Consider the following 17,646-nt stretch of genomic DNA (forward strand, 5'->3'; position numbering starts at 1 on the left):
GACCGCGTGACCACGGAGACACCGAAAAATTGGCAGAACCCGGCATCCATTTTCTCGACGCGCATGGGCCGGAAGGTGTGCGTCTTTACGCGATCGGCGACGTCCACGGCCGGCTCGACCTGCTGGCCGCCATGCATCTGCGCATCAGGGCCGAGATCGAGCAGGAGGCGCCTGCCGACTGGCGCATCATCCATCTTGGCGACTATGTCGACCGCGGGCCGGACTCGAAGGGCGTCATCGATTTCCTGATCGAAGCGCAAGAGCGCGACCCTCGTCACCTGATGCTGGCCGGCAACCACGACATCGGTTTTCTCGATTTTCTCAAGACCCCTGACCCGGAAGGGCTTTTCATCCGGTTCGGCGGCATCCAGACGGCACAGTCTTACGGCGTGGCGATCAGTGAAGGCACCAGCGTATGGTTCGGCAAGGCCGAATCGGCCGTGCGCAAAGGACATCAGGCCCTGGTCGAGGCCGTGCCGCAAAGCCACATCGACTTCCTGCGATCACTGCCGTTCTCCGCGATTTTCGGGGACTTCTTCTTCTGTCATGCCGGCATCAGGCCGGGTAATCCTCTGGAGAAGCAAAACCCACAGGACCTGATCTGGATCCGCGACGTCTTCCACAACCACACCGACCTTTATCCGAAGATCGTGGTGCACGGCCACACCCCGGTGCCGGAGGCGGAAGTGATGGCCAACCGCGTCAATATCGACACGCTTGCCTGGCAGTCAGGCATGCTGAGCGCGCTCGTCGTCGACGGCGCGGACAAACGCATCCTGACAATGACGATCAAGGAAGCTTGAGCGTCGCGCGTCGGAAGACGCGAAAGACGCTTCCCGCCTTTAGCGCAGCGAGGCGGTGACGCCGTAACCGTCTACGGCGTTGTGGTTGTTGGCTGCGTCGGCGGCATAGATGCCGAGACCGCACAGCACGATGGCGGACAACATGGCAAAGGACAGAAGCGCTGCTTTCACGGAGGTCATCTCTTGTTGAGCTTTCTGCATCTGTGCACCAGGCGGTTACCAATGCGTTGAAACGGAGAATTCGCTTCAAAGTTTCGACGATTTTGCGCTTCTAGGCATGTTCTGTATCAACGGTGTGTCGCGCGGGTCACACAAAGGTTCATAGCCGTTGCACAGAAGATGCAGAGCGCGCGCCTTCTAGGATGGCGGGCGGACACAAGCCAAGAATGAAACGGTTTTCCCCAGGCGGTTTCACCGCCGCGTGCCAATTATGTCACGCTGGAGGGTGCAGAGAGACCAACGCTCAGATGGTCGCTACCCAGGCGCGGGCAATGGCCAGACCCGCGGCATCCGCATCGGGTCCGTTGCGGGCCATTTCGCCATCGAGCTTGCCGGCCCAGTCGGGATGGCGGGCGGCGATGGTCGGGGCAAAGGATGTGCTCCAGTCCTTGACCATCGGCCGGTCGGCCTCGAAATGGAACTGGAAGCCATAGACGGCGCGGCCGACGCGAAACGCCTGGTTCTCGGCGACATCGTTGCCGGCGAGCCGCACGGCGGCCTCGGGCAGCACGAAGGTGTCGTCATGCCACTGGAAGATCGGGAATTTCTCCGGCAGCGCGCCCAGCACCGGATCGGCCTTGGCGTCCGCCGTCAGCGATACGCCGCGCCAACCGAACTCATTGGCGCCGCCGATGCGGTTTTCGCCGCCGAAGGCACGGGCGACGAGCTGGCTGCCGAGGCAGATGCCGAGCACGGCGCGATCCTTGTCGGCAAAGTCGCGGGTCAGTTCGAGCAGTGCCGGGAAATAGGGGTACTCATCGTCGGCCAGCGCATTCTGGCCCCCGCCGAGCACCACCATGGCATCATGCCCGGCGGCGTCATCCGGCAGGGGATCGCCCCTGTAAGGGAGACGCAGGTCGAGATCGGCACCCGCTTCCGCAAGTGCTGCGCCGACCTGGCCAAGGCCGGTATTGTCGTAGTTCTGGACCACCAGCACCCGCATCACAAAACCCTACTGACATGAAAAAGATGCGACGAGCGATATCATGCCGCTCGCATTGCAGCCAAGATGCGTGTCCGGAGAGAAAACTATGCCACTGCAGAACCGGGTCGATCCGTTCGGTACCATCCACGCCGTGCCTGATCGCGGCCTGTTCACCGGCAATCGCGGCATCATCCACGATCCCGAGACGAAGACGCTCAAGAAGAAGCGCTGGGCGCTTCCGGCCTGGATCATCTGCGTCCGCCAATTCCGCAATGTGCGGCGCGAACCGATGGGCCGCAACCGGAAGGGCGGCAAAGTGGGCTGGACCGAGCTGTTCTTCCTCGACGAGGTGACTGCATTGGCTGGCGGGCATCGCCCCTGCTTCTTTTGCCAGCGCGAACGGGCCAGGGATTTCGTCAGCCGCTTCGGCGACGCCTTCGGCATTGCCGAACCGCGTGCGCCGATGGTCGACAGGCGGCTGCACAAGGAGCGGCTGGCCTCGGGCGGCAGGCCGCCAGTGGTTGCGGTTGAAGACCTTGCCGGCCTGCCGGACGGCGCCATGGTCGCGGATGGCGCCACGGTTTATGCTTTGCGTCGGGGCAAAACGCTGCGCTGGTCGTTTGCCGGATATGGGCATCCCGGCGATTTCGGCTTGCTCAACGGCAAGACACTCTCGCTGCTGACGCCGGCCACAACGCTCGCCGTGCTGGGGCATGGCTTTCGGCCGGTGTGGCATCCGACCGCCGAGGCTTGACGCCGGCAGCCGGCTCGCTCATTCCTCGGCGATGCGCGCCAATTACAAGATGCAACGTCTGTTCGTGCCCGACGATCTCGCGCCGGATGTAGAGTTCGACGCCGGCCAACAGCAGAGCCACTATCTCCGGCATGTGCTGCGGCTTGGCGAAGGCGCCGAAATCCTGGTGTTCAATGGCCGCGACGGCGAGTGGTCGGCGGCCATCGCGGCGAAGACGAAAAGGGCGGTGCGGCTGAAGGTGTCGGCGCTGCAGCGGCCGCAGCCGCCGCTGCCCGATCTCGTCTACTGCTTTGCGCCACTGAAGCAGGGCCGGCTCGACTATCTCGTGCAGAAGGCGGTCGAGATGGGCGCCGGCATCCTGCAGCCGGTCATCACCCAGCACACGCAAGTGGCCAAGCCGTCGATCGATCGCCTGCGCGCCAATGTCGTCGAAGCCGCCGAACAATGCGGCATCTTGGCGGTACCTCAGGTGCACGAAGCCGAAAAATTCGACCGCCTGCTGATCGGCTGGGACACAGGGCGACGGCTGATCTTCTGCGATGAGGATGCTTCGACCAACAATCCGCTGGCCGCGCTGCAGGCGGTCAAGGAAAAGAAGCTTGGGCTGCTGGTCGGGCCGGAGGGTGGCTTTTCCGACGACGAGCGCAAGATGCTGCGCGCCCTGCCCTTCGTCACCGCCATTCCGCTCGGCCCGCGTATCCTGCGCGCCGATACGGCGGCGGTGGCCGCGCTCGCGGTGATGCAGGCGACAGTCGGAGACTGGTAAGACCTCGCCTCTTGCAAGGAATGGGCAGCGCTGCCACGTTCAATTCCTGTTGACCTGTGGCTCAGGATTTTTCGCTTGATCGTCTGCTGACATTTCGTCCATTTAGCGCCGGCGATCGTCCGATCGTCCTACAGCGCCCGCCGCCTTTCGGACGTGCAAAGGACACTGTAGCATTCCATTGGGGCACATGATCCCCAGCGAAAGTCGAAAGCCGATTTTCGGGGTCATGTGCAGAGGGTTCATAATGGCGCGCGATACGACCGATTTCCGCCCGATCGAAGGTGTCGACGAACTCGTCGAGCATCTGGCCGAAGGCAACAAGCCGCGCGACAAATGGCGCATCGGCACCGAGCACGAGAAATTCCCCTTCTATGTCGACGGCAATGCACCGGTCCCCTATGGCGGCGAGCGCGGCATCCGCGCCATTCTCGAAGGCATGCAGTCAAAGCTCGGCTGGGATCCGATCGTCGATGACGGCCGCATCATTGGCCTGGTCGAACCGACCGGTCAGGGTGCGATTTCGCTGGAACCCGGCGGCCAGTTCGAGCTTTCCGGCGCACCGCTGGAGACGATCCACCAGACCTGCCGGGAGGGCAACGCCCATCTGGCGCAGGTGCGCGAGATCGCCGAGCCGATGGGCATCCGCTTCCTCGGCCTCGGCGGCAGTCCGAAATGGTCGCTGGCCGAGACGCCGAAAATGCCGAAATCGCGCTACGAGATCATGACGCGCTACATGCCCAAGGTTGGTACCAAGGGCCTCGACATGATGTACCGCACCTGCACGATCCAGGTGAATCTCGACTTCGAGAGCGAGGCCGACATGCGCCGCAAGATGCAAGTGTCGTTGAAGCTGCAGCCGCTGTCGACGGCATTGTTCGCCAATTCGCCTTTCACCGAAAGCCACCCGAACGGCTTGCAGAGCTGGCGCGGCGACATCTGGCGCGACACCGACAACCAGCGCTCGGGCCTGCTCGAATTCTGCTTCTCGCCCGATTTCGGCTTTGCCGACTATGTCGAATGGGCGCTCGACGTGCCGATGTATTTCGTCATCCGGGACGACCGCTATCACGACATGACCCACATCACCTTCCGCCAGTTCATGGCCGGGGCCGCGCGCAATGCAGTGCCGGACGGGCTGCCGACAATGGGCGACTGGGCGAACCATCTGTCAACGCTGTTCCCGGACGTGCGGCTGAAGCGCTTCCTCGAGATGCGCGGCGCCGATGGCGGGCCATGGCGGCGCATCTGCGCGCTGCCGGCCTTCTGGGTCGGATTGCTTTATGATGAGGCCGCACTCGATGCCGCCGTGGCGCTGACCTCGAGCTGGACGTATGAAGAAACGCTGGCGATGCGCAACGCCGTGCCGGAACAAGGCATTTCCGCACCGTTCCGCAACACCACGCTGCGCGAGATCGCGCGTGACGTGATGGTCATTTCCCGCATGGGCCTGAAGAACCGTGGCAAGAAGAACCGCGACGGCTACGACGAGACCTCCTTCCTCAACACGTTGGACGAAGTCGTGGCGCGCGGCACCACCAGCGCCGAGGAGATGCTATCGGCCTACCACACGCGCTGGGGCGGCTCGATCGAGCCGGTTTTCATGGAATACGCCTATTAACCCTCGGATTTGGCAAAGCTGACCGGCCGGCAAAAGTCGCTTCAATCGGAAGTGGAAACAAACTAGGCTTCTTCGGCGAGGATTTCCGGAGGAGAGACCAATGCCTTCCTTGTTCGACATGCTGACGCAGGCCCAGAACGGCAACGGCATGCAGGCCCTTGCCCAGCAATACGGGCTCTCGATGCAGCAGACGCAAGCGGCGGTCGCCGCGTTGCTGCCGGCCTTTTCGCAAGGGCTGCAGCGCAACACCGCCGACCCTTACGGGCTCGGCGCCTTCATGACGGCGATGGCCAGCGGCCAGCACGCCAAGTATTTCGAGGACGCAACCCGGGCCTTCTCGCCGCAAGGCGTGGATGAGGGCAACGGCATTCTCGGGCACCTGTTCGGCTCGAAAGACCTGTCTCGCGCCGTGGCCAGCCAGGCGGCGCAAGCCAGCGGCGTCAATCAGCAGATCCTGCAGCAGATGCTGCCGGCGATCGCCTCGATGGTCATGGGCGGGCTGTTCAAGCAGACGACAAATCAGATGCAGGCCGCCGGCGGTTTTGGCGGCGGCGGCAACAATCCGCTCGGCGAGATCATCGAGCAGATGATGCGCCAAGGCGGCGCCATGCAGGCCCCGGCGCCGCAGCCGCGCCAGGCGCCGCAGCCCCAGAATCCAATCGACAATCCGCTCGGCAAGGTGTTGCAGGACATGTTCGGCGGCGGTGCGCCTCAGCCACAGCCGCAAAGCCTGCCGCAGCCGCAGCCCAATCCCTACGGCGAAAATCCACTCGGCAAGGTACTGCAGGACATGTTCGGCGGTGGCGCGCCTCAGCCGCAGCCGCAAGGGCGGACGCAGCCGCAGCCTCAGCAGACACAGAGCCCCTACGGAGACAATCCGCTGGGGAAAATCTTCGAGGAGATGCTGCGGCAAGGTGGCGGTGGCTTAGGCGGCATCCCTGGCGGACAGCCGGCGCCGCAACAGCCTCAAGCGCCCCCACAGCAGCGTCAGGCACCGCAGCCACAGGCCAATCCGAGCGGCAGGCCAACGAATCCGTTCGACGACCTGTTCGGCAAGATGTTCGAGACCGGCGCCCAGCAGCGTGACGACTACCAGAAGGGCGTGGAGACGATCTTCGACCAGTTCAAGCGGGATATGGATCGGCGGTAGGCGGTCTTCGCTGAGGTAGAAAGAGAAAAGCCCGGTCCTGGGAGGACCGGGCAGAGTGCAGGCGGGCCGGGGGGATCCGGCAGGGAGTGGGAGCCTGCATACTCGTCAGTCGCGTCGAACCCCGAAAAGGTTCACGACCTAAACAACAAGCAACAGATCAGGCCACCTTGCGGGCGATGTCCTCGATCGTTTCGACGCGATCGCTGGCGATTTCGCGCAGCATCGCCGTCGGGTCGCGGCCAAACGGCACGTCGATGGCGACGTGCAGGTCGGCGCGCGTCAGGCCGATATCGGCGAGTTCGGCGTCCGACATCTCGCCAAGGCGATAAAAGGCGCGGCGGTTTTTCCAGGCGCGATAGATGTTGGAGACGGTGTTGGCCACGCGAGTCGCAACGGCCGGACGCGAGGTGATGCGCGAGGTCTCGGTGGCGAAATCGAACGTGGTCATTGTCGGTCTCCTTCAGACTCGAACGGGCAAAGCCTTGCAATCGGCGCTGGCGACAGCGGCCGTTCCGGCTTCGATTCACATGCCTTCATGTGGACAATACCAATTTGCCATCGAGTGATTGATTAATCCAACGAATGTTTCTAATCTTTACCATCAACACTAGTGATGGATCATGTCGATGAAATCGCCGCTCGATCTCGATCAATTGCAGACCTTCATCTCGATCGCCGATACCGGCAGCTTCACCAGGGCGGCCGAAGAGGTGCACCGGACCCAGTCGGCGGTTTCGATGCAGATGCGCCGTCTGGAGGAGCGGCTCGGCAAGCCGCTGTTCGAAAAGGACGGGCGCACCAACAGGCTGACCGAGGAAGGCGACAAGCTGCTCTCCTATGCGCGGCGGCTGCTCTATCTCAACCGTGAGACGCTGGCTGCCTTCGATGACCGGCGGCTCGAAGGCACGATCCGCATCGGCACGCCCGACGACTATGCCGATCGTTTCCTGCCCGAGATCATGGCGCGGTTCACGCGCTCCAATCCGCGCGTCGAACTGACCGTCATCTGCGAGCCGACGCCGGGGCTGGTCGAGCATATCAAGCGCGGCAATCTCGACCTCGCGCTGGTGACTCACAACGACGTACGCGGCCAGTCGGAGGTGGTGCGGCGCGAACCGCTGCTGTGGGTCACCTCGGCCAACCATGCGACGCATGAGCAGGAAACGCTGCCGATGGCCTTTGGCCGGCCGAACTGCATCTGGCGGCGCGCCGCCGTCGATGTGCTCGACCAGCAGAACCGCGACTATCGCATCCTGTTCACCAGTTTCTCGGCCACCGTCATCACCGCCGCGGTGCTTTCCGGGCTGGCGATCTCGGTGCTGCCGGAATGCGCGCTGCGGCCCGGCATGCGGGTGCTGAGCGAAGCCGACGGCTTCGGCGCCCTGCCCGATTGCCGCATCGGTATCATGCGCGGCCAGACGTCGCGGCCGGAGATCGTCGATGCGCTCGCCCGCCATATTTCGGAAAGCCTGGACAATATCTCCGTCCCGGTCGGCGAAGACCCCGGGACATTCGATTTCGCAGCACTCGCCTTCACCAAGCTGCGGCGAACCAAGCCGAACCAGATTCTGCCCGGCTGGTAGGCAGGGTCAGGTATGCGGGTTATGAACGGCTGGCCCGACGCAACCGCCTTGACGCGGGCGCCCAACCGTTCCCCAATCGGCCGATGAGCGAAGCAGCATCCGAATCACGCACCAACGCCGCCGAATATACGGTGAGCGAGATTTCCGGCGCGCTGAAGCGCACGGTCGAGGACGTTTTCGGCAATGTGCGGGTGCGTGGCGAAATATCAGGCTATCGCGGGCCGCATTCCTCAGGTCATGCCTATTTCGCGCTGAAGGACGACCGCGCCCGGCTCGACGCCGTGGTGTGGAAAGGCACGATGAGCCGGCTGAAATTCCGTCCCGAAGAGGGCATGGAGGTGATCGCCACCGGTAAGCTCACCACCTATCCCGGCAAGTCCAACTACCAGATCGTCATCGACAATCTGGAGCCTGCCGGCGCCGGCGCGCTGATGGCGCTGCTGGAGGAGCGCAAGCGGCGGCTACAGGCCGAGGGGCTGTTCGATGCCGGCCGCAAGCGGTTGCTGCCATTCATGCCGCGCATCATCGGCGTCGTCACCTCGCCGACAGGATCCGTCATCCGAGACATCATCCACCGCATCAAGGACCGCTTTCCGCTGCACATCCTGGTCTGGCCGGTGCGTGTTCAGGGCGAGATGTCAGGCGCGGAAGTGACTGCTGCGGTCAACGGCTTCAACGCGCTGGCATGGGATGGCGCCATCCAGCGTCCCGATCTGTTGATCGTGGCGCGTGGCGGCGGCAGCCTCGAAGACCTCTGGGGCTTCAACGACGAGGCGCTCGCCCGCGCGGTTGCCGCTTCCGGCATTCCGGTGATCTCGGCTGTCGGCCACGAGACCGACTGGACGCTGATCGACCTCGTTGCCGATGTGCGGGCGCCGACGCCGACGGGTGCGGCCGAAATCGCTGTGCCGGTGAAGGCGGACCTTGAAGCAACGCTTGCCAGCCTCGGTGCGCGGCTGAAAGCGGCGGTCCTGCGCAATTTCGAGCGCAAACGGCAGGCTGCTCGTGCGGCGGCCCGCGCACTGCCTTCGCCCGACCAATTGCTGGCGCTGCCGCGCCGACGCCTCGATGAGGCGACATCCAGGCTCGGCCGGGGCCTGTTGGTCTCCACCGAACGTAAGCGTGCAAGGTTTTTTGCCGTAAAGCTGACACCGGCAATGCTGTCGCAGCGCATTGCCGAGGCGCGGCGCACCAACGAACGCAATCTTTTGCGAGCACAAGGGGCATTGCGAACGTTGGCAAGAGCCCGGCGTGCGGAGCTTAACCGAGCGGCGGATCAATTGCCAAAATGTGCCAGGGCATCGCTGCAGCGGCACAAGCAGCAATTGACCATGCTGCAAGGCCGCATCACGATCGAGCCGACGGCACGGCGGCAACGCGTGCAGAGGGATTTGCTGACAGCTTTGACAAGACGTGGCACGCAAGCAGTGGTGCTCAGGCTGGAGCGCCTGCGCGGCCGCGTCGTCCAGGCCGACAGGCTGATGGCAACACTGTCGCACAAGGCCGTCCTGGCGCGCGGCTTTGCGCTGGTGAGGGATGCGGATGGCGCGGTGATCAAGCAGGCTGCCGATGTGGCGTCGGGAATGGCGCTTTCGCTCGAGTTCGCCGACGGCACCGCCGATGCGGTGGCGATCAGCGGCACGGCAAAACCGAAAGCCGTGGCCAAGCCGGCGGCCAAGGCCAAAGAGCCTGGCAATCAGGGATCCCTGTTCTGACACCATGACCGACAATCCGCATCATCTGACAACGCCCTCAGGCAAACCGCGCGCGCGGAATTTCGGCATCGGCTTCGACGGGCGGCCCGGACCGTTCAATGCGATCACCGACGTGCCCGGCGTGGCTGTCGGCTATGCGACGCTGATCTCGGGCGATGGCGCGCTTGTCGTCGGCGGGGGACCAGTGCGCACCGGCGTGACCGCGATCCTGCCCAGGCCGCTCGCCGACCTCGCCACGCCGGTCTTCGCCGGCATCTTCAGCCAGAACGGAAACGGCGAACTGACCGGCTCGCACATCGTCGAGGAAACCGGGGCTTTCAACTTCCCGATCACCATCACCAACACGCATTCCTGCGGTGTTTCACGCGACGGCACGCTGCGCTGGATGCAAAGCGTGCTGCCGGCAGCGCTCGACAGCGGCTGGGGGCTGCCGGTGGCGGCGGAGACCTATGACGGCTTCCTCAACGACATCAACGGTCACCATTTGACGTCAGCGCATGTTGCGCAGGCCCTCGACGGCGCCGCCGGCGGACCGATCGAGGAAGGCAGCGTCGGCGGCGGTACCGGCATGATCACTTTCGGCTTCAAGGCCGGCTCCGGCACCGCATCGCGCATCGTCGAATGGCACGGCCGTGCCTACACCGTCGGCGCCTTCGTGCAGTCTAATTTTGGAAAACGGCGCAATATCACCATTCGCGGCCTGCGCGTCGGGCCGGAACTCGTCGAGCCGGCGGTCCGCGAAGGCACACCGCGTGCTGAAAAGGGCTCGATCATTGCCGTCGTCGCCACCGACGCACCGTTCCTGCCGCATCAGATGAAGCGGCTGGCCCGCCGGGTGCCGCTCGGCGTCGCCATGACCGGCGGCTTCGGCTATCACAGCTCAGGCGACATTTTTATCGCCTTCTCAACCGCCAATGCGAGCGCAGCGCTGGCGCCCTCCGGCCGCATCGCCAGCGCCAATTTTATTCCGGACACCGATATCGATCCGTTTTTCGATGCGGTGATCCAGACCGTGGAGGAAGCAATCCTCAACGCGGTGGTTGCCAACGACGATATGACCGGACGCGACGGAAATTTCGTGCCGGCGCTGCCGAAGGCGTGGCTGAAGGAGAAGTTTGGCTGAAGACAAAAACGCGGGCCAGAAGCCCGCGCTGGAACAACGTCGCCGCTATGCGATCATTCCGCGGCTTTTCCGGGGGGCTGCTGGCTTTCCTCGGCCTCGGCGGCTTCCTCAAGCCGGGATGCGATAAGTTCCTGGATATCGCCGACTTCTTCCTGGATGTCCTCCAGCGGGATGCCGACCTCGGCCGCCTCGGCGGCGCACTCCTTGGCCAGGGTTTCGGCCTGCTTGTCGATCCTTGCCTGGGAGGACTGGCAATGGACCTTTTCGCCGATCCATCCCCGCAAGAATTCGATGGCGTGTTCACTCATACTGCTGTTCCCTGGCGGCAAAGCCGGTTGGTAATCATAAACGTCGACATCCCGCAAAGGATGCATGTCCCCATTCCAGCCGAGTCGCGGTCGGCCGGCAAGCCAATGCCGTCCAAGGTCCACAGAGCCATAGGAAATCGAGGGGTCAAGAGCATTTTCTGATTCTGGAGGAGTCGGTACCGTTGGCTAGGTCACGCCCAGCGCTGCGCCACTGTTTCTATTTGCTTTTTTCCGGTTTCCGAGCCGATTTCCGTCACAATAGATGGCGCAACATACTACACATTCACAGTTGCTTCGAGGTGTGGCCCTCGAGCGCGCGGGTCGAAGCCGCCGCTATATAGTGACATCCTCCTGCAATGTCGACTCCGCTCGCCATGCTGCTTCTTTCCGCCGCGCCGAAGGCTCCGCAACGGACCAAGAGCAAGTGACGATGGACGCGAACGGGGTGGAGCAAGCCTCGGCGGAATCGCTCAGACGGGCACAGCCACCACCGCCGCGCAGTCGCCGGCCTTGACCAGCCCGGGGAAATGCCGCGCCGCCAGCATGCCCGACATTTTTGCCTGGATCTCCTGCGGGGCGATGCCGGTGCGGCCGGTGGAATGGATGCGCGCCAGCACCGCGCCCTTTTCGACGGGTTCACCGAGATCGACCATGGTTTCGATCATGCCGTCATCTTCGGCGAAGGAGAAACAATCGCCCGATGGCATATCCAACCACTGGGTTGAGGTCTTCTCCACCGCACCGGCGACAATGCCGGCGTGGCGCAGCACGTTGAGAATGCCGTGCCGCGCGATCCGCACGGTTTGCGCGCGCGACGTGCCGCCGCCGCCAAGCTCGGTGCTGACGAAGACCTTGCCCATCTCCTCGGCTGCCGTGTCATACATGCCGATGGCGTCGATTTCGATCATGCGCATCGAGAACGGGGCGGCGAAGGCTGCGACCGCGTCGAAGGCTTTCTGTTCCAGCGCCTTGTCGGGCAAGGTGTGCGCGGCGCAGAACGGCACGAAGTCCAGCGTCTTGCCGCCGGAATGGAAGTCGAACACGATGTCGGCGCGGGGGAGCAGCTCACGCTGGAAATAGTCGGCGATCTTTTCGGTCACCGTTCCGTCCGGCCGGCCGGGAAAGCTGCGGTTCATGTTGCCCTTGTCGATCGGCGAGGTGCGCTTGCCGGCACGGAAGGCCGGATAGTTCATTGCCGGCACGATGATCACCGTGCCGCTGACATCTTTCGGGTCGAGCGTGCGGGCGAGATCGTAAAGGGCCAGCGGTCCCTCATACTCATCGCCATGGTTGCCCCCGGTCAGCAGCGCTGCCGGCCCGTTGCCGTTGCGGATGACGCAGATCGGGATCATCACCGAGCCCCACGCGGAATCGTCGCGGCTGTAGGGCAAGCGCAGGAAACCGTGCTGGATGCCGTCGCGGTCGAAATCGACGGTCGGCGCGATCGGCGACGGGCGGGTGCTGGACATCGGGCTCAATCCTTCACCGCCAGCTTACGCGGCACATTGGCCAGGCACTCTACACCGGTTTCGGTGATCAGGATGGACTCGGTGATTTCCAGTCCCATCGTTTCCAGCCACAGGCCGGTCATGAAATGGAAGGTCATGCCGGGCTTGAGTTCGGTGCGGTCGCCGGGACGCAGGCTCATCGTGCGCTCGCCCCAGTCCGGCGGATAGGACAGTCCGATCGAATAGCCGGTGCGGTTGTCCTTGATGATGCCGTATCGCTTGAGGACACCGAAGAAGGCGTTGGCAATGTCCTCGCAGGCGTTGCCGGGTTTCGCCGCGGCCAGCCCCGCTTCCATGCCTTCCAGCGTCGCCTTCTCGGCATCGAGGAATTCCTGCGTCGGCTTGCCGAGGAAGACGGTGCGCGACAGCGGGCAGTGATAGCGATTGTAGCAGCCGGCAATCTCGAAGAAGGTGCCCTCGCCCCGCTTCATCGGTCTGTCATCCCAGGTCAGATGCGGCGCCGAGGCATCGGCACCCGACGGCAGCAGCGGCACGATCGCCGGATAATCACCGCCGATACCGTCGACGCCGCGCGTGCCGGCATCATAGATTTCGGCAACGAGATCGCATTTGCGCATGCCGACCTCGATCTTGTCGAAGATGCGCTGGTGCATCGCTTCGACGATGCGGGCCGCCTTGCGCATATAGTCGATCTCGGTCGGGCTCTTCACCGCACGCTGCCAGTTGACCAGCGCGGTGGCATCGACAAAGCGGGCATTGGGCAAATGCTTCTGCAGCGACGCGAAGGCGGCCGCCGAGAACCAGTAATTGTCCATTTCGACGCCGACTGTCAGCTTGCCCCAGCCGCGATCCGCAAGCACGCTCGCCAAAAAATCCATCGGGTGGCGCTCGGTCGACTGCACATAGTGGTCGGCATAGCCGACGATGTTGTCGTGCGCGAGATAGGCGGTGCGCTTGGCGCCGTTGGCGTCCTGGCCGCGGCCGTACCAGACCGGCTCGCCCGAAGGCGGCACGATAACCGCCTGGTGCACATAGAACGACCAGCCATCATAGCCGGTCAACCAGGCCATATTGGAAGGATCGCTGATAACAAGAAGATCGACGCCCTTCACCTCCATGGCTTTGCGCGTTTTGGCGAGACGATCCGCAAATTCGCCGCGCGAGAACTTCAGGTTCGGTTGCATTGTTCTTGGTCCTCGTTTGTTGGGCCTTGCGGCCGGTATCAGCTTTGAATCCAACTCGTCGTTCTTGTTTGAGAGTGATCTCTGGACAAAACGGAAACTGTTTGTCCGAGAAAACCTGTTCCCACTTTTCCGGATCACGCTTTGGCCAGCATCAGCTTTCGAAAATCGTTCCGGAGTTGGCCACCCTCGCGCGATCTCGAGCGAGCGTGGCGATCGCCGTGTCCTGGACGCCAGTGCCGGTGAGGTCGGCGATGGTGATGTCGCTGGCCGAGCGCCGGCCATGTTTTTCGCCGGCGATGATCTGGCCGAGTTCGGTCACCTCTTCCTCGGCGGCCATCACGCCCGCCGCGATGGCATGGTGCAGCTCACCCAACCGCCTTGTCTGGCGGGCACTGTCGGCGACATAGAGATCGGCCATGCGCAGGATTGCCGGCGCGATCTCGTTCTTATGCTCGGCGTCGGAACCCATCGCGGTGATGTGCTGGCCGGCGGAAACGAATCCCGCCTTGATCAGCGGCTCGGTCGAAGGCGTGGTGGTGACGATGATGTCGGCGCCGGCGACCGCGTTTGCCGCGTCGGATTCAGCGCGCACGACGATGCCGATCTTTTCGCGCAGGGCTCCGGCGGTCGCCTCGGCCTTTGCCGCATCGCGCGCCCAGATGCGCGCCTCGGCAATCGGCCGCACCAGCATGAGGGATTCCAATTGCAATCCGGCCTGGACGCCGGCGCCGAAGATCGCGGCAACGGACGAGTCCTGCCGCGACAGATGTTTGGCGGCGACGGCGCCGGCGGCAGCCGTGCGGACGTCGGTGAGATAGCCATTGTCGAGCAACAGCGCCTCGACTAGGCCGGTCTTGGCCGAAAGCAGCACCATCATGCCGTTGACGCTGGGCAGGCCGAGCTTCGGATTGTCGAAGAAGCCGGGGCTGATCTTGATGGCGAAGCCGTCAATGCCCGGCACATAGGCTGTCTTCACGTCGACCTCGCCGTGGTACTCGGGAATGTCGAGCCGCAGGATCGGCGGCATCGCCACCGGCAGGGTAGCGAGCGCGCGGAAAGCGTTTTCAATGCAGGCGACGGCATCGAGATCGAGTGTCACGATCGCCCGCAACTCTTTCTCGGTAAGGATGGTCATCCGGCTCATGCGGCGCGCTCCGGAGTGGCAAGCTCTGCAAAGGACAGCGTTCTGTCACACCCCCCTCTGTCCTGCCGGACATCTCCCCCGCAAGGGGGGAGATTGGACTTCATCTTTGCCTTCGCCAATCTCAGACGCCGCAAGAAAAGCGGCAGCATCGAAGCTGCCGATCTCCCCCCTTGCGGGGGAGATGTCCGGCAGGACAGAGGGGGGTGTGAAGAAACTCGGCGTGAAAGACGTTTCATCCGGCGCGACCCGCATTTATCGAAGTGTCACCGCAGACGATTTTCCGATGCAGCTCCATATCAATGTTTCGGCCAGAAAGAAGCACAACCACCGGCCCGTTCGCCGTAATCTTGCCGGCGAGCAGTGCGGCGATGCCGACCGCGCCGGCGCCCTCGACGATCTCGCGCTCCTGCGCATAGGCGTGGCGGATGCCGGCGGCGATCTCGTCTTCGCTGAGCAGGACGACATCGTCGAGCAGGTCGCGGCACATGGCGAAGGTCAGCCGGTTGTCGAGGCCGATGCCACCACCGAGCGAATCCGCCAGCGTCGGCAATTCTTCCACCAGCACCGGCTGGCCCGCATCGAGGCTGGCCTTCATCGCCGCGCCACGCGCCATCGAGACACCGACGACTTTTGTCCGGGGGCTGACGCCTTTGATGGCTGTAGCAACCCCTGATGCGAGCCCACCGCCGGAGATCTGGGCCAGAACGAGGGCGGCATCCGGGACCTGCTCGATCATCTCAAGCCCGAGCGTGCCTTGCCCGGCGATAATGTCGGGATGGTCGAAGGGCGGCAGCATAACCAGCCCCTCTTGCGCCACCAGCCGATCGACCTCCTGCTGGGCATCGTCCTGGCTGTCGCCGACGATGCGGACTTCCGCGCCAAGCCGGCGGATCTCGTCGAGCTTGTTGCCGGGCACCAGGCGCGACATGCAGATTACGGCGCGCATGCCCTCAAGCTTCGTCGCATGCGCCAGCGCGCGGCCGTGATTGCCGGTCGAGGCCGCGACCACGCCCCGCGCCTTCTGTTCGGCGTTCAACGAGGCGACGGCGTTCGAGGCGCCACGCAGCTTGAAGCTGCCGGTGGTCTGGCGATGCTCGAGCTTGAGGTGAACGGGGACGCCGAACTGTTCCGAGAGGCTGTGGGACAAGACGGTTGGCGTGCGCTCGACTTTACCAGCGATACGCTCACGGGCGGTACGGATGTCGGTGAGAATGACGGCGGGCATCACGAAACGCCCCCCTCTGGCCTGCCGGCCATCTCCCCCTCAAGGGGGGAGATTAGCGGCTGCAACACCTTCGCCAATTGTCGATGTTGCAGGAAGAGCGGTGACGCATGAACTGCCAATCTCCCCCCTTGAGGGGGAGATAGCCGGCAGGCCAGAGGGGGGTGCTCGCTCACACTGGACATAATCTTACTGAACCAAGGGCAACGTCATCAGCCGCCCGAACTCAGGATGCGGCGCCTCATCCCCGCACAATCTCAGGCAGTTCCAGGCGGTCGCCTGGTTGCTGGTCACCACGGGACGTCCAATAGAATTTTCCATGCCGGTGACCGCGAGGGCGCTACGCAGCGCCGTGCACGACACGAACAGCGCATCGGCGCTGGCGTCGGTCGCTTCACGCGCCAGGTCGACAAGCGTTGCCGGTGCGATGCGTGCCATCTCGCGGTCGTCCTCGAAGCCGAGGCAGGTGAAGCTGACGATCTCGAAGCCGCGCGCGGCGAAATAGGCGGCCATCGGCCTGGATGTCTCGACCGTGTAGGGAGTGAGAATGCTGATCTTGTTTGCGCCCAGAGCACGCAGCCCGCGCACGCCCGCCATCGGCGGTGTGACCACCGGCACGCCGGGCTTTGCGACCTGGATCGCCGCCTCGATCTCGGCATCGCCGATCACCACCGAGGCCGAAGTGCAGGAATAGCAGATGGCATCGAGCTTCTCGTCCGGCAGGATCAGGGCCGCGCCCGCCGTCAGCGCCGGCTGCATCTTGCGCAGGTTTTCAGGCGTCGTCGGGTTGGCATAGGGAATGCGCGCGACATAGACGCCGACCCGCTCGCCCGCCACCATGCGGCGGAAATCCGGTTCGCTGGTATGGTCGGTGGCCAGGATAATCAGGCCGACGCGCCGCTCCAGCGGGCGCGCATCCAGCGCCGACCGTTTCGGGTAGACCTTGATCTCGGGCAAGGGTTTCATCGGCTACCTCTCGATCTTGCCGTAGCGGCGTTCCAGCCAGCGCAGCAGCACGACCGAAAACAGACTGATGACCAGGAAGAAAGCACCGACCAGGGTGATCGGCTCGATATAGCGATAGTAGGTGTTGGCGACGCTTTTGGCCTGGTTCATCAGTTCCAGCACGGTGATTGCCGACAGCAGCGGCGTTTCCTTGAACATGGCGATGAAGTAATTGGCGAGCGCCGGTATCATCGGCGGGATAGCCTGCGGAATGATGATGTTGGTCCAGGTCTGCGTGGCGCTCAGATTGCACGCCTTGGCCGCTTCCCACTGGCCGCGCGGCACATTGTCGATGCCGGCGCGATAAACTTCCGCCGTGTAGGTGCCGTAGTGCAGCCCGAGCCCGATGACACCGGCGACCAGCGGCGGCAGCAGGATGCCGATGTCGGGCAGCACGTAGAAAATGAAATAGAGCTGCACCAGCAATGGCGTGCCGCGGATGAACTCTGCGAGGAAGCCGACCGTGCGCGACAGCGCTTTGTTGGGCGAGCGGCGCGCAAGCGCAATGCCAAGCCCGACGATCGCCGCCAGCACCGAGCCGAGCAGCGTCGCCAGGATGGTGATCTTCACCCCCTGGATCAGCGTCGGCATGATTTCCCAGACGAAGTTCCAATCCCACTCCATCAGCAAGCCCAATTTGTCAGAAGGGAATTGGCCA

General features: G+C 63.7%; 18 protein-coding genes. 8 read left to right on the top strand and 10 right to left on the bottom strand.

What is annotated here, in order from left to right; genetic code table 11:
• Positions 1–29 precede the first annotated feature (29 nt).
• Positions 30–803 (top strand): metallophosphoesterase family protein, encoded by a 774-nt coding sequence (locus NKH06_RS09110; RefSeq protein WP_352774889.1) that lies wholly within the window; start codon positions 30–32, stop codon positions 801–803.
• Positions 804–842: 39 nt separating this feature from the next.
• Here the strand turns inward: NKH06_RS09110 and NKH06_RS09115 are convergent, their stop codons facing one another.
• Both NKH06_RS09115 and NKH06_RS09120 read right to left on the bottom strand, forming a co-directional pair.
• Complete coding sequence (locus NKH06_RS09115; RefSeq protein WP_013893872.1) at positions 843–974, bottom strand: hypothetical protein; 132 nt, start codon at positions 972–974, stop codon at positions 843–845.
• 292 nt (positions 975–1,266) lie between these two features.
• Positions 1,267–1,965, bottom strand: coding sequence for a type 1 glutamine amidotransferase (locus NKH06_RS09120; protein WP_127292765.1), 699 nt, complete (start codon positions 1,963–1,965; stop codon positions 1,267–1,269).
• Between the two features lie 88 nt (positions 1,966–2,053).
• On the opposite strand from NKH06_RS09120, the gene NKH06_RS09125 reads away from it, so the two are divergent.
• The 4 genes from NKH06_RS09125 to NKH06_RS09140 all read left to right on the top strand — a co-directional run bounded on the left by NKH06_RS09125 (position 2,054) and on the right by NKH06_RS09140 (position 6,235).
• Positions 2,054–2,701, top strand: a complete 648-nt coding sequence (locus tag NKH06_RS09125; protein WP_352610037.1) for a hypothetical protein — start codon at positions 2,054–2,056, stop codon at positions 2,699–2,701.
• A 31-nt stretch (positions 2,702–2,732) separates the two neighbouring features.
• Positions 2,733–3,467 (top strand): 16S rRNA (uracil(1498)-N(3))-methyltransferase, encoded by a 735-nt coding sequence (locus NKH06_RS09130; protein WP_352440704.1) that lies wholly within the window; start codon positions 2,733–2,735, stop codon positions 3,465–3,467.
• Between the two features lie 244 nt (positions 3,468–3,711).
• Positions 3,712–5,085 carry a glutamate--cysteine ligase gene (locus NKH06_RS09135; protein WP_352892802.1) on the top strand — a complete coding sequence of 458 codons (1,374 nt, stop codon included), beginning with the start codon at positions 3,712–3,714 and terminating at the stop codon, positions 5,083–5,085.
• 100 nt (positions 5,086–5,185) lie between these two features.
• The gene (locus NKH06_RS09140; protein WP_352892803.1) at positions 5,186–6,235 is read left to right on the top strand and encodes a DUF937 domain-containing protein; all 1,050 of its coding nucleotides are present in this window, start codon (positions 5,186–5,188) and stop codon (positions 6,233–6,235) included.
• Positions 6,236–6,392: 157 nt separating this feature from the next.
• On the opposite strand, the gene NKH06_RS09145 is transcribed toward NKH06_RS09140, so the two are convergent.
• Positions 6,393–6,683, bottom strand: coding sequence for a DUF1127 domain-containing protein (locus tag NKH06_RS09145; protein WP_127254768.1), 291 nt, complete (start codon positions 6,681–6,683; stop codon positions 6,393–6,395).
• Between the two features lie 178 nt (positions 6,684–6,861).
• Here NKH06_RS09145 and NKH06_RS09150 point away from each other — a divergent pair, with 178 nt between their 5' ends.
• The 3 genes from NKH06_RS09150 (at position 6,862) to NKH06_RS09160 (ending at position 10,656) form a co-directional block, all read left to right on the top strand.
• A complete protein-coding gene (locus NKH06_RS09150) occupies positions 6,862–7,818 on the top strand; it encodes a LysR substrate-binding domain-containing protein (RefSeq protein ID WP_027035580.1) in 957 nt (318 codons plus the stop codon).
• Positions 7,819–7,901: 83 nt separating this feature from the next.
• Positions 7,902–9,533: an exodeoxyribonuclease VII large subunit gene (xseA, locus tag NKH06_RS09155; RefSeq protein WP_352440707.1), complete on the top strand. Its 1,632-nt coding sequence runs from the start codon at positions 7,902–7,904 to the stop codon at positions 9,531–9,533.
• A gap of 4 nt (positions 9,534–9,537) precedes the next feature.
• On the top strand, positions 9,538–10,656 hold the full coding sequence (locus tag NKH06_RS09160; RefSeq protein WP_352440708.1) for a DmpA family aminopeptidase: 1,119 nt from the start codon (positions 9,538–9,540) through the stop codon (positions 10,654–10,656).
• A gap of 53 nt (positions 10,657–10,709) precedes the next feature.
• Here NKH06_RS09160 and NKH06_RS09165 read toward each other — a convergent pair whose 3' ends face one another.
• From NKH06_RS09165 to ehuD, 7 genes are all read right to left on the bottom strand, one after another.
• On the bottom strand, positions 10,710–11,030 hold the full coding sequence (locus NKH06_RS09165; RefSeq protein WP_245273059.1) for a hypothetical protein: 321 nt from the start codon (positions 11,028–11,030) through the stop codon (positions 10,710–10,712).
• Positions 11,031–11,434: 404 nt separating this feature from the next.
• The gene (doeB, locus tag NKH06_RS09170; protein ID WP_023809041.1) at positions 11,435–12,433 is read right to left on the bottom strand and encodes a N(2)-acetyl-L-2,4-diaminobutanoate deacetylase DoeB; all 999 of its coding nucleotides are present in this window, start codon (positions 12,431–12,433) and stop codon (positions 11,435–11,437) included.
• 5 nt (positions 12,434–12,438) lie between these two features.
• Positions 12,439–13,617, bottom strand: coding sequence for an ectoine hydrolase DoeA (doeA, locus tag NKH06_RS09175; protein WP_023809042.1), 1,179 nt, complete (start codon positions 13,615–13,617; stop codon positions 12,439–12,441).
• Between the two features lie 151 nt (positions 13,618–13,768).
• Complete coding sequence (eutC, locus tag NKH06_RS09180) at positions 13,769–14,761, bottom strand: ectoine utilization protein EutC (protein WP_352440709.1); 993 nt, start codon at positions 14,759–14,761, stop codon at positions 13,769–13,771.
• A 232-nt stretch (positions 14,762–14,993) separates the two neighbouring features.
• Complete coding sequence (gene eutB, locus NKH06_RS09185) at positions 14,994–15,986, bottom strand: hydroxyectoine utilization dehydratase EutB (RefSeq protein ID WP_352440710.1); 993 nt, start codon at positions 15,984–15,986, stop codon at positions 14,994–14,996.
• A 186-nt stretch (positions 15,987–16,172) separates the two neighbouring features.
• The gene (gene eutA / locus NKH06_RS09190) at positions 16,173–16,949 is read right to left on the bottom strand and encodes an ectoine utilization protein EutA (RefSeq protein ID WP_352440711.1); all 777 of its coding nucleotides are present in this window, start codon (positions 16,947–16,949) and stop codon (positions 16,173–16,175) included.
• Positions 16,950–16,952: 3 nt separating this feature from the next.
• Positions 16,953–17,612, bottom strand: coding sequence for an ectoine/hydroxyectoine ABC transporter permease subunit EhuD (ehuD, locus tag NKH06_RS09195; RefSeq protein WP_352440712.1), 660 nt, complete (start codon positions 17,610–17,612; stop codon positions 16,953–16,955).
• Positions 17,613–17,646 lie beyond the last annotated feature (34 nt).

The sequence above is a fragment of the Mesorhizobium sp. M1342 genome, from assembly GCF_040317955.1.
Taxonomy (GTDB): Bacteria; Pseudomonadota; Alphaproteobacteria; order Rhizobiales; family Rhizobiaceae; genus Mesorhizobium.

Coding starts and splice junctions, on each gene's coding strand:
- NKH06_RS09120 (WP_127292765.1), bottom strand. CDS start 1,965: ATGCGGGTGCTGGTGGTCCAGAACTACGACAATACCGGCCTTGGCCAG.
- NKH06_RS09125 (WP_352610037.1), top strand. CDS start 2,054: ATGCCACTGCAGAACCGGGTCGATCCGTTCGGTACCATCCACGCCGTG.
- NKH06_RS09130 (WP_352440704.1), top strand. CDS start 2,733: ATGCGCGCCAATTACAAGATGCAACGTCTGTTCGTGCCCGACGATCTC.
- NKH06_RS09135 (WP_352892802.1), top strand. CDS start 3,712: ATGGCGCGCGATACGACCGATTTCCGCCCGATCGAAGGTGTCGACGAA.
- NKH06_RS09140 (WP_352892803.1), top strand. CDS start 5,186: ATGCCTTCCTTGTTCGACATGCTGACGCAGGCCCAGAACGGCAACGGC.
- NKH06_RS09145 (WP_127254768.1), bottom strand. CDS start 6,683: ATGACCACGTTCGATTTCGCCACCGAGACCTCGCGCATCACCTCGCGT.
- NKH06_RS09150 (WP_027035580.1), top strand. CDS start 6,862: ATGAAATCGCCGCTCGATCTCGATCAATTGCAGACCTTCATCTCGATC.
- xseA (WP_352440707.1), top strand. CDS start 7,902: ATGAGCGAAGCAGCATCCGAATCACGCACCAACGCCGCCGAATATACG.
- NKH06_RS09160 (WP_352440708.1), top strand. CDS start 9,538: ATGACCGACAATCCGCATCATCTGACAACGCCCTCAGGCAAACCGCGC.
- NKH06_RS09165 (WP_245273059.1), bottom strand. CDS start 11,030: ATGCATCCTTTGCGGGATGTCGACGTTTATGATTACCAACCGGCTTTG.
- doeB (WP_023809041.1), bottom strand. CDS start 12,433: ATGTCCAGCACCCGCCCGTCGCCGATCGCGCCGACCGTCGATTTCGAC.
- doeA (WP_023809042.1), bottom strand. CDS start 13,617: ATGCAACCGAACCTGAAGTTCTCGCGCGGCGAATTTGCGGATCGTCTC.
- eutC (WP_352440709.1), bottom strand. CDS start 14,761: ATGAGCCGGATGACCATCCTTACCGAGAAAGAGTTGCGGGCGATCGTG.
- eutB (WP_352440710.1), bottom strand. CDS start 15,986: ATGCCCGCCGTCATTCTCACCGACATCCGTACCGCCCGTGAGCGTATC.
- eutA (WP_352440711.1), bottom strand. CDS start 16,949: ATGAAACCCTTGCCCGAGATCAAGGTCTACCCGAAACGGTCGGCGCTG.
- ehuD (WP_352440712.1), bottom strand. CDS start 17,612: ATGGAGTGGGATTGGAACTTCGTCTGGGAAATCATGCCGACGCTGATC.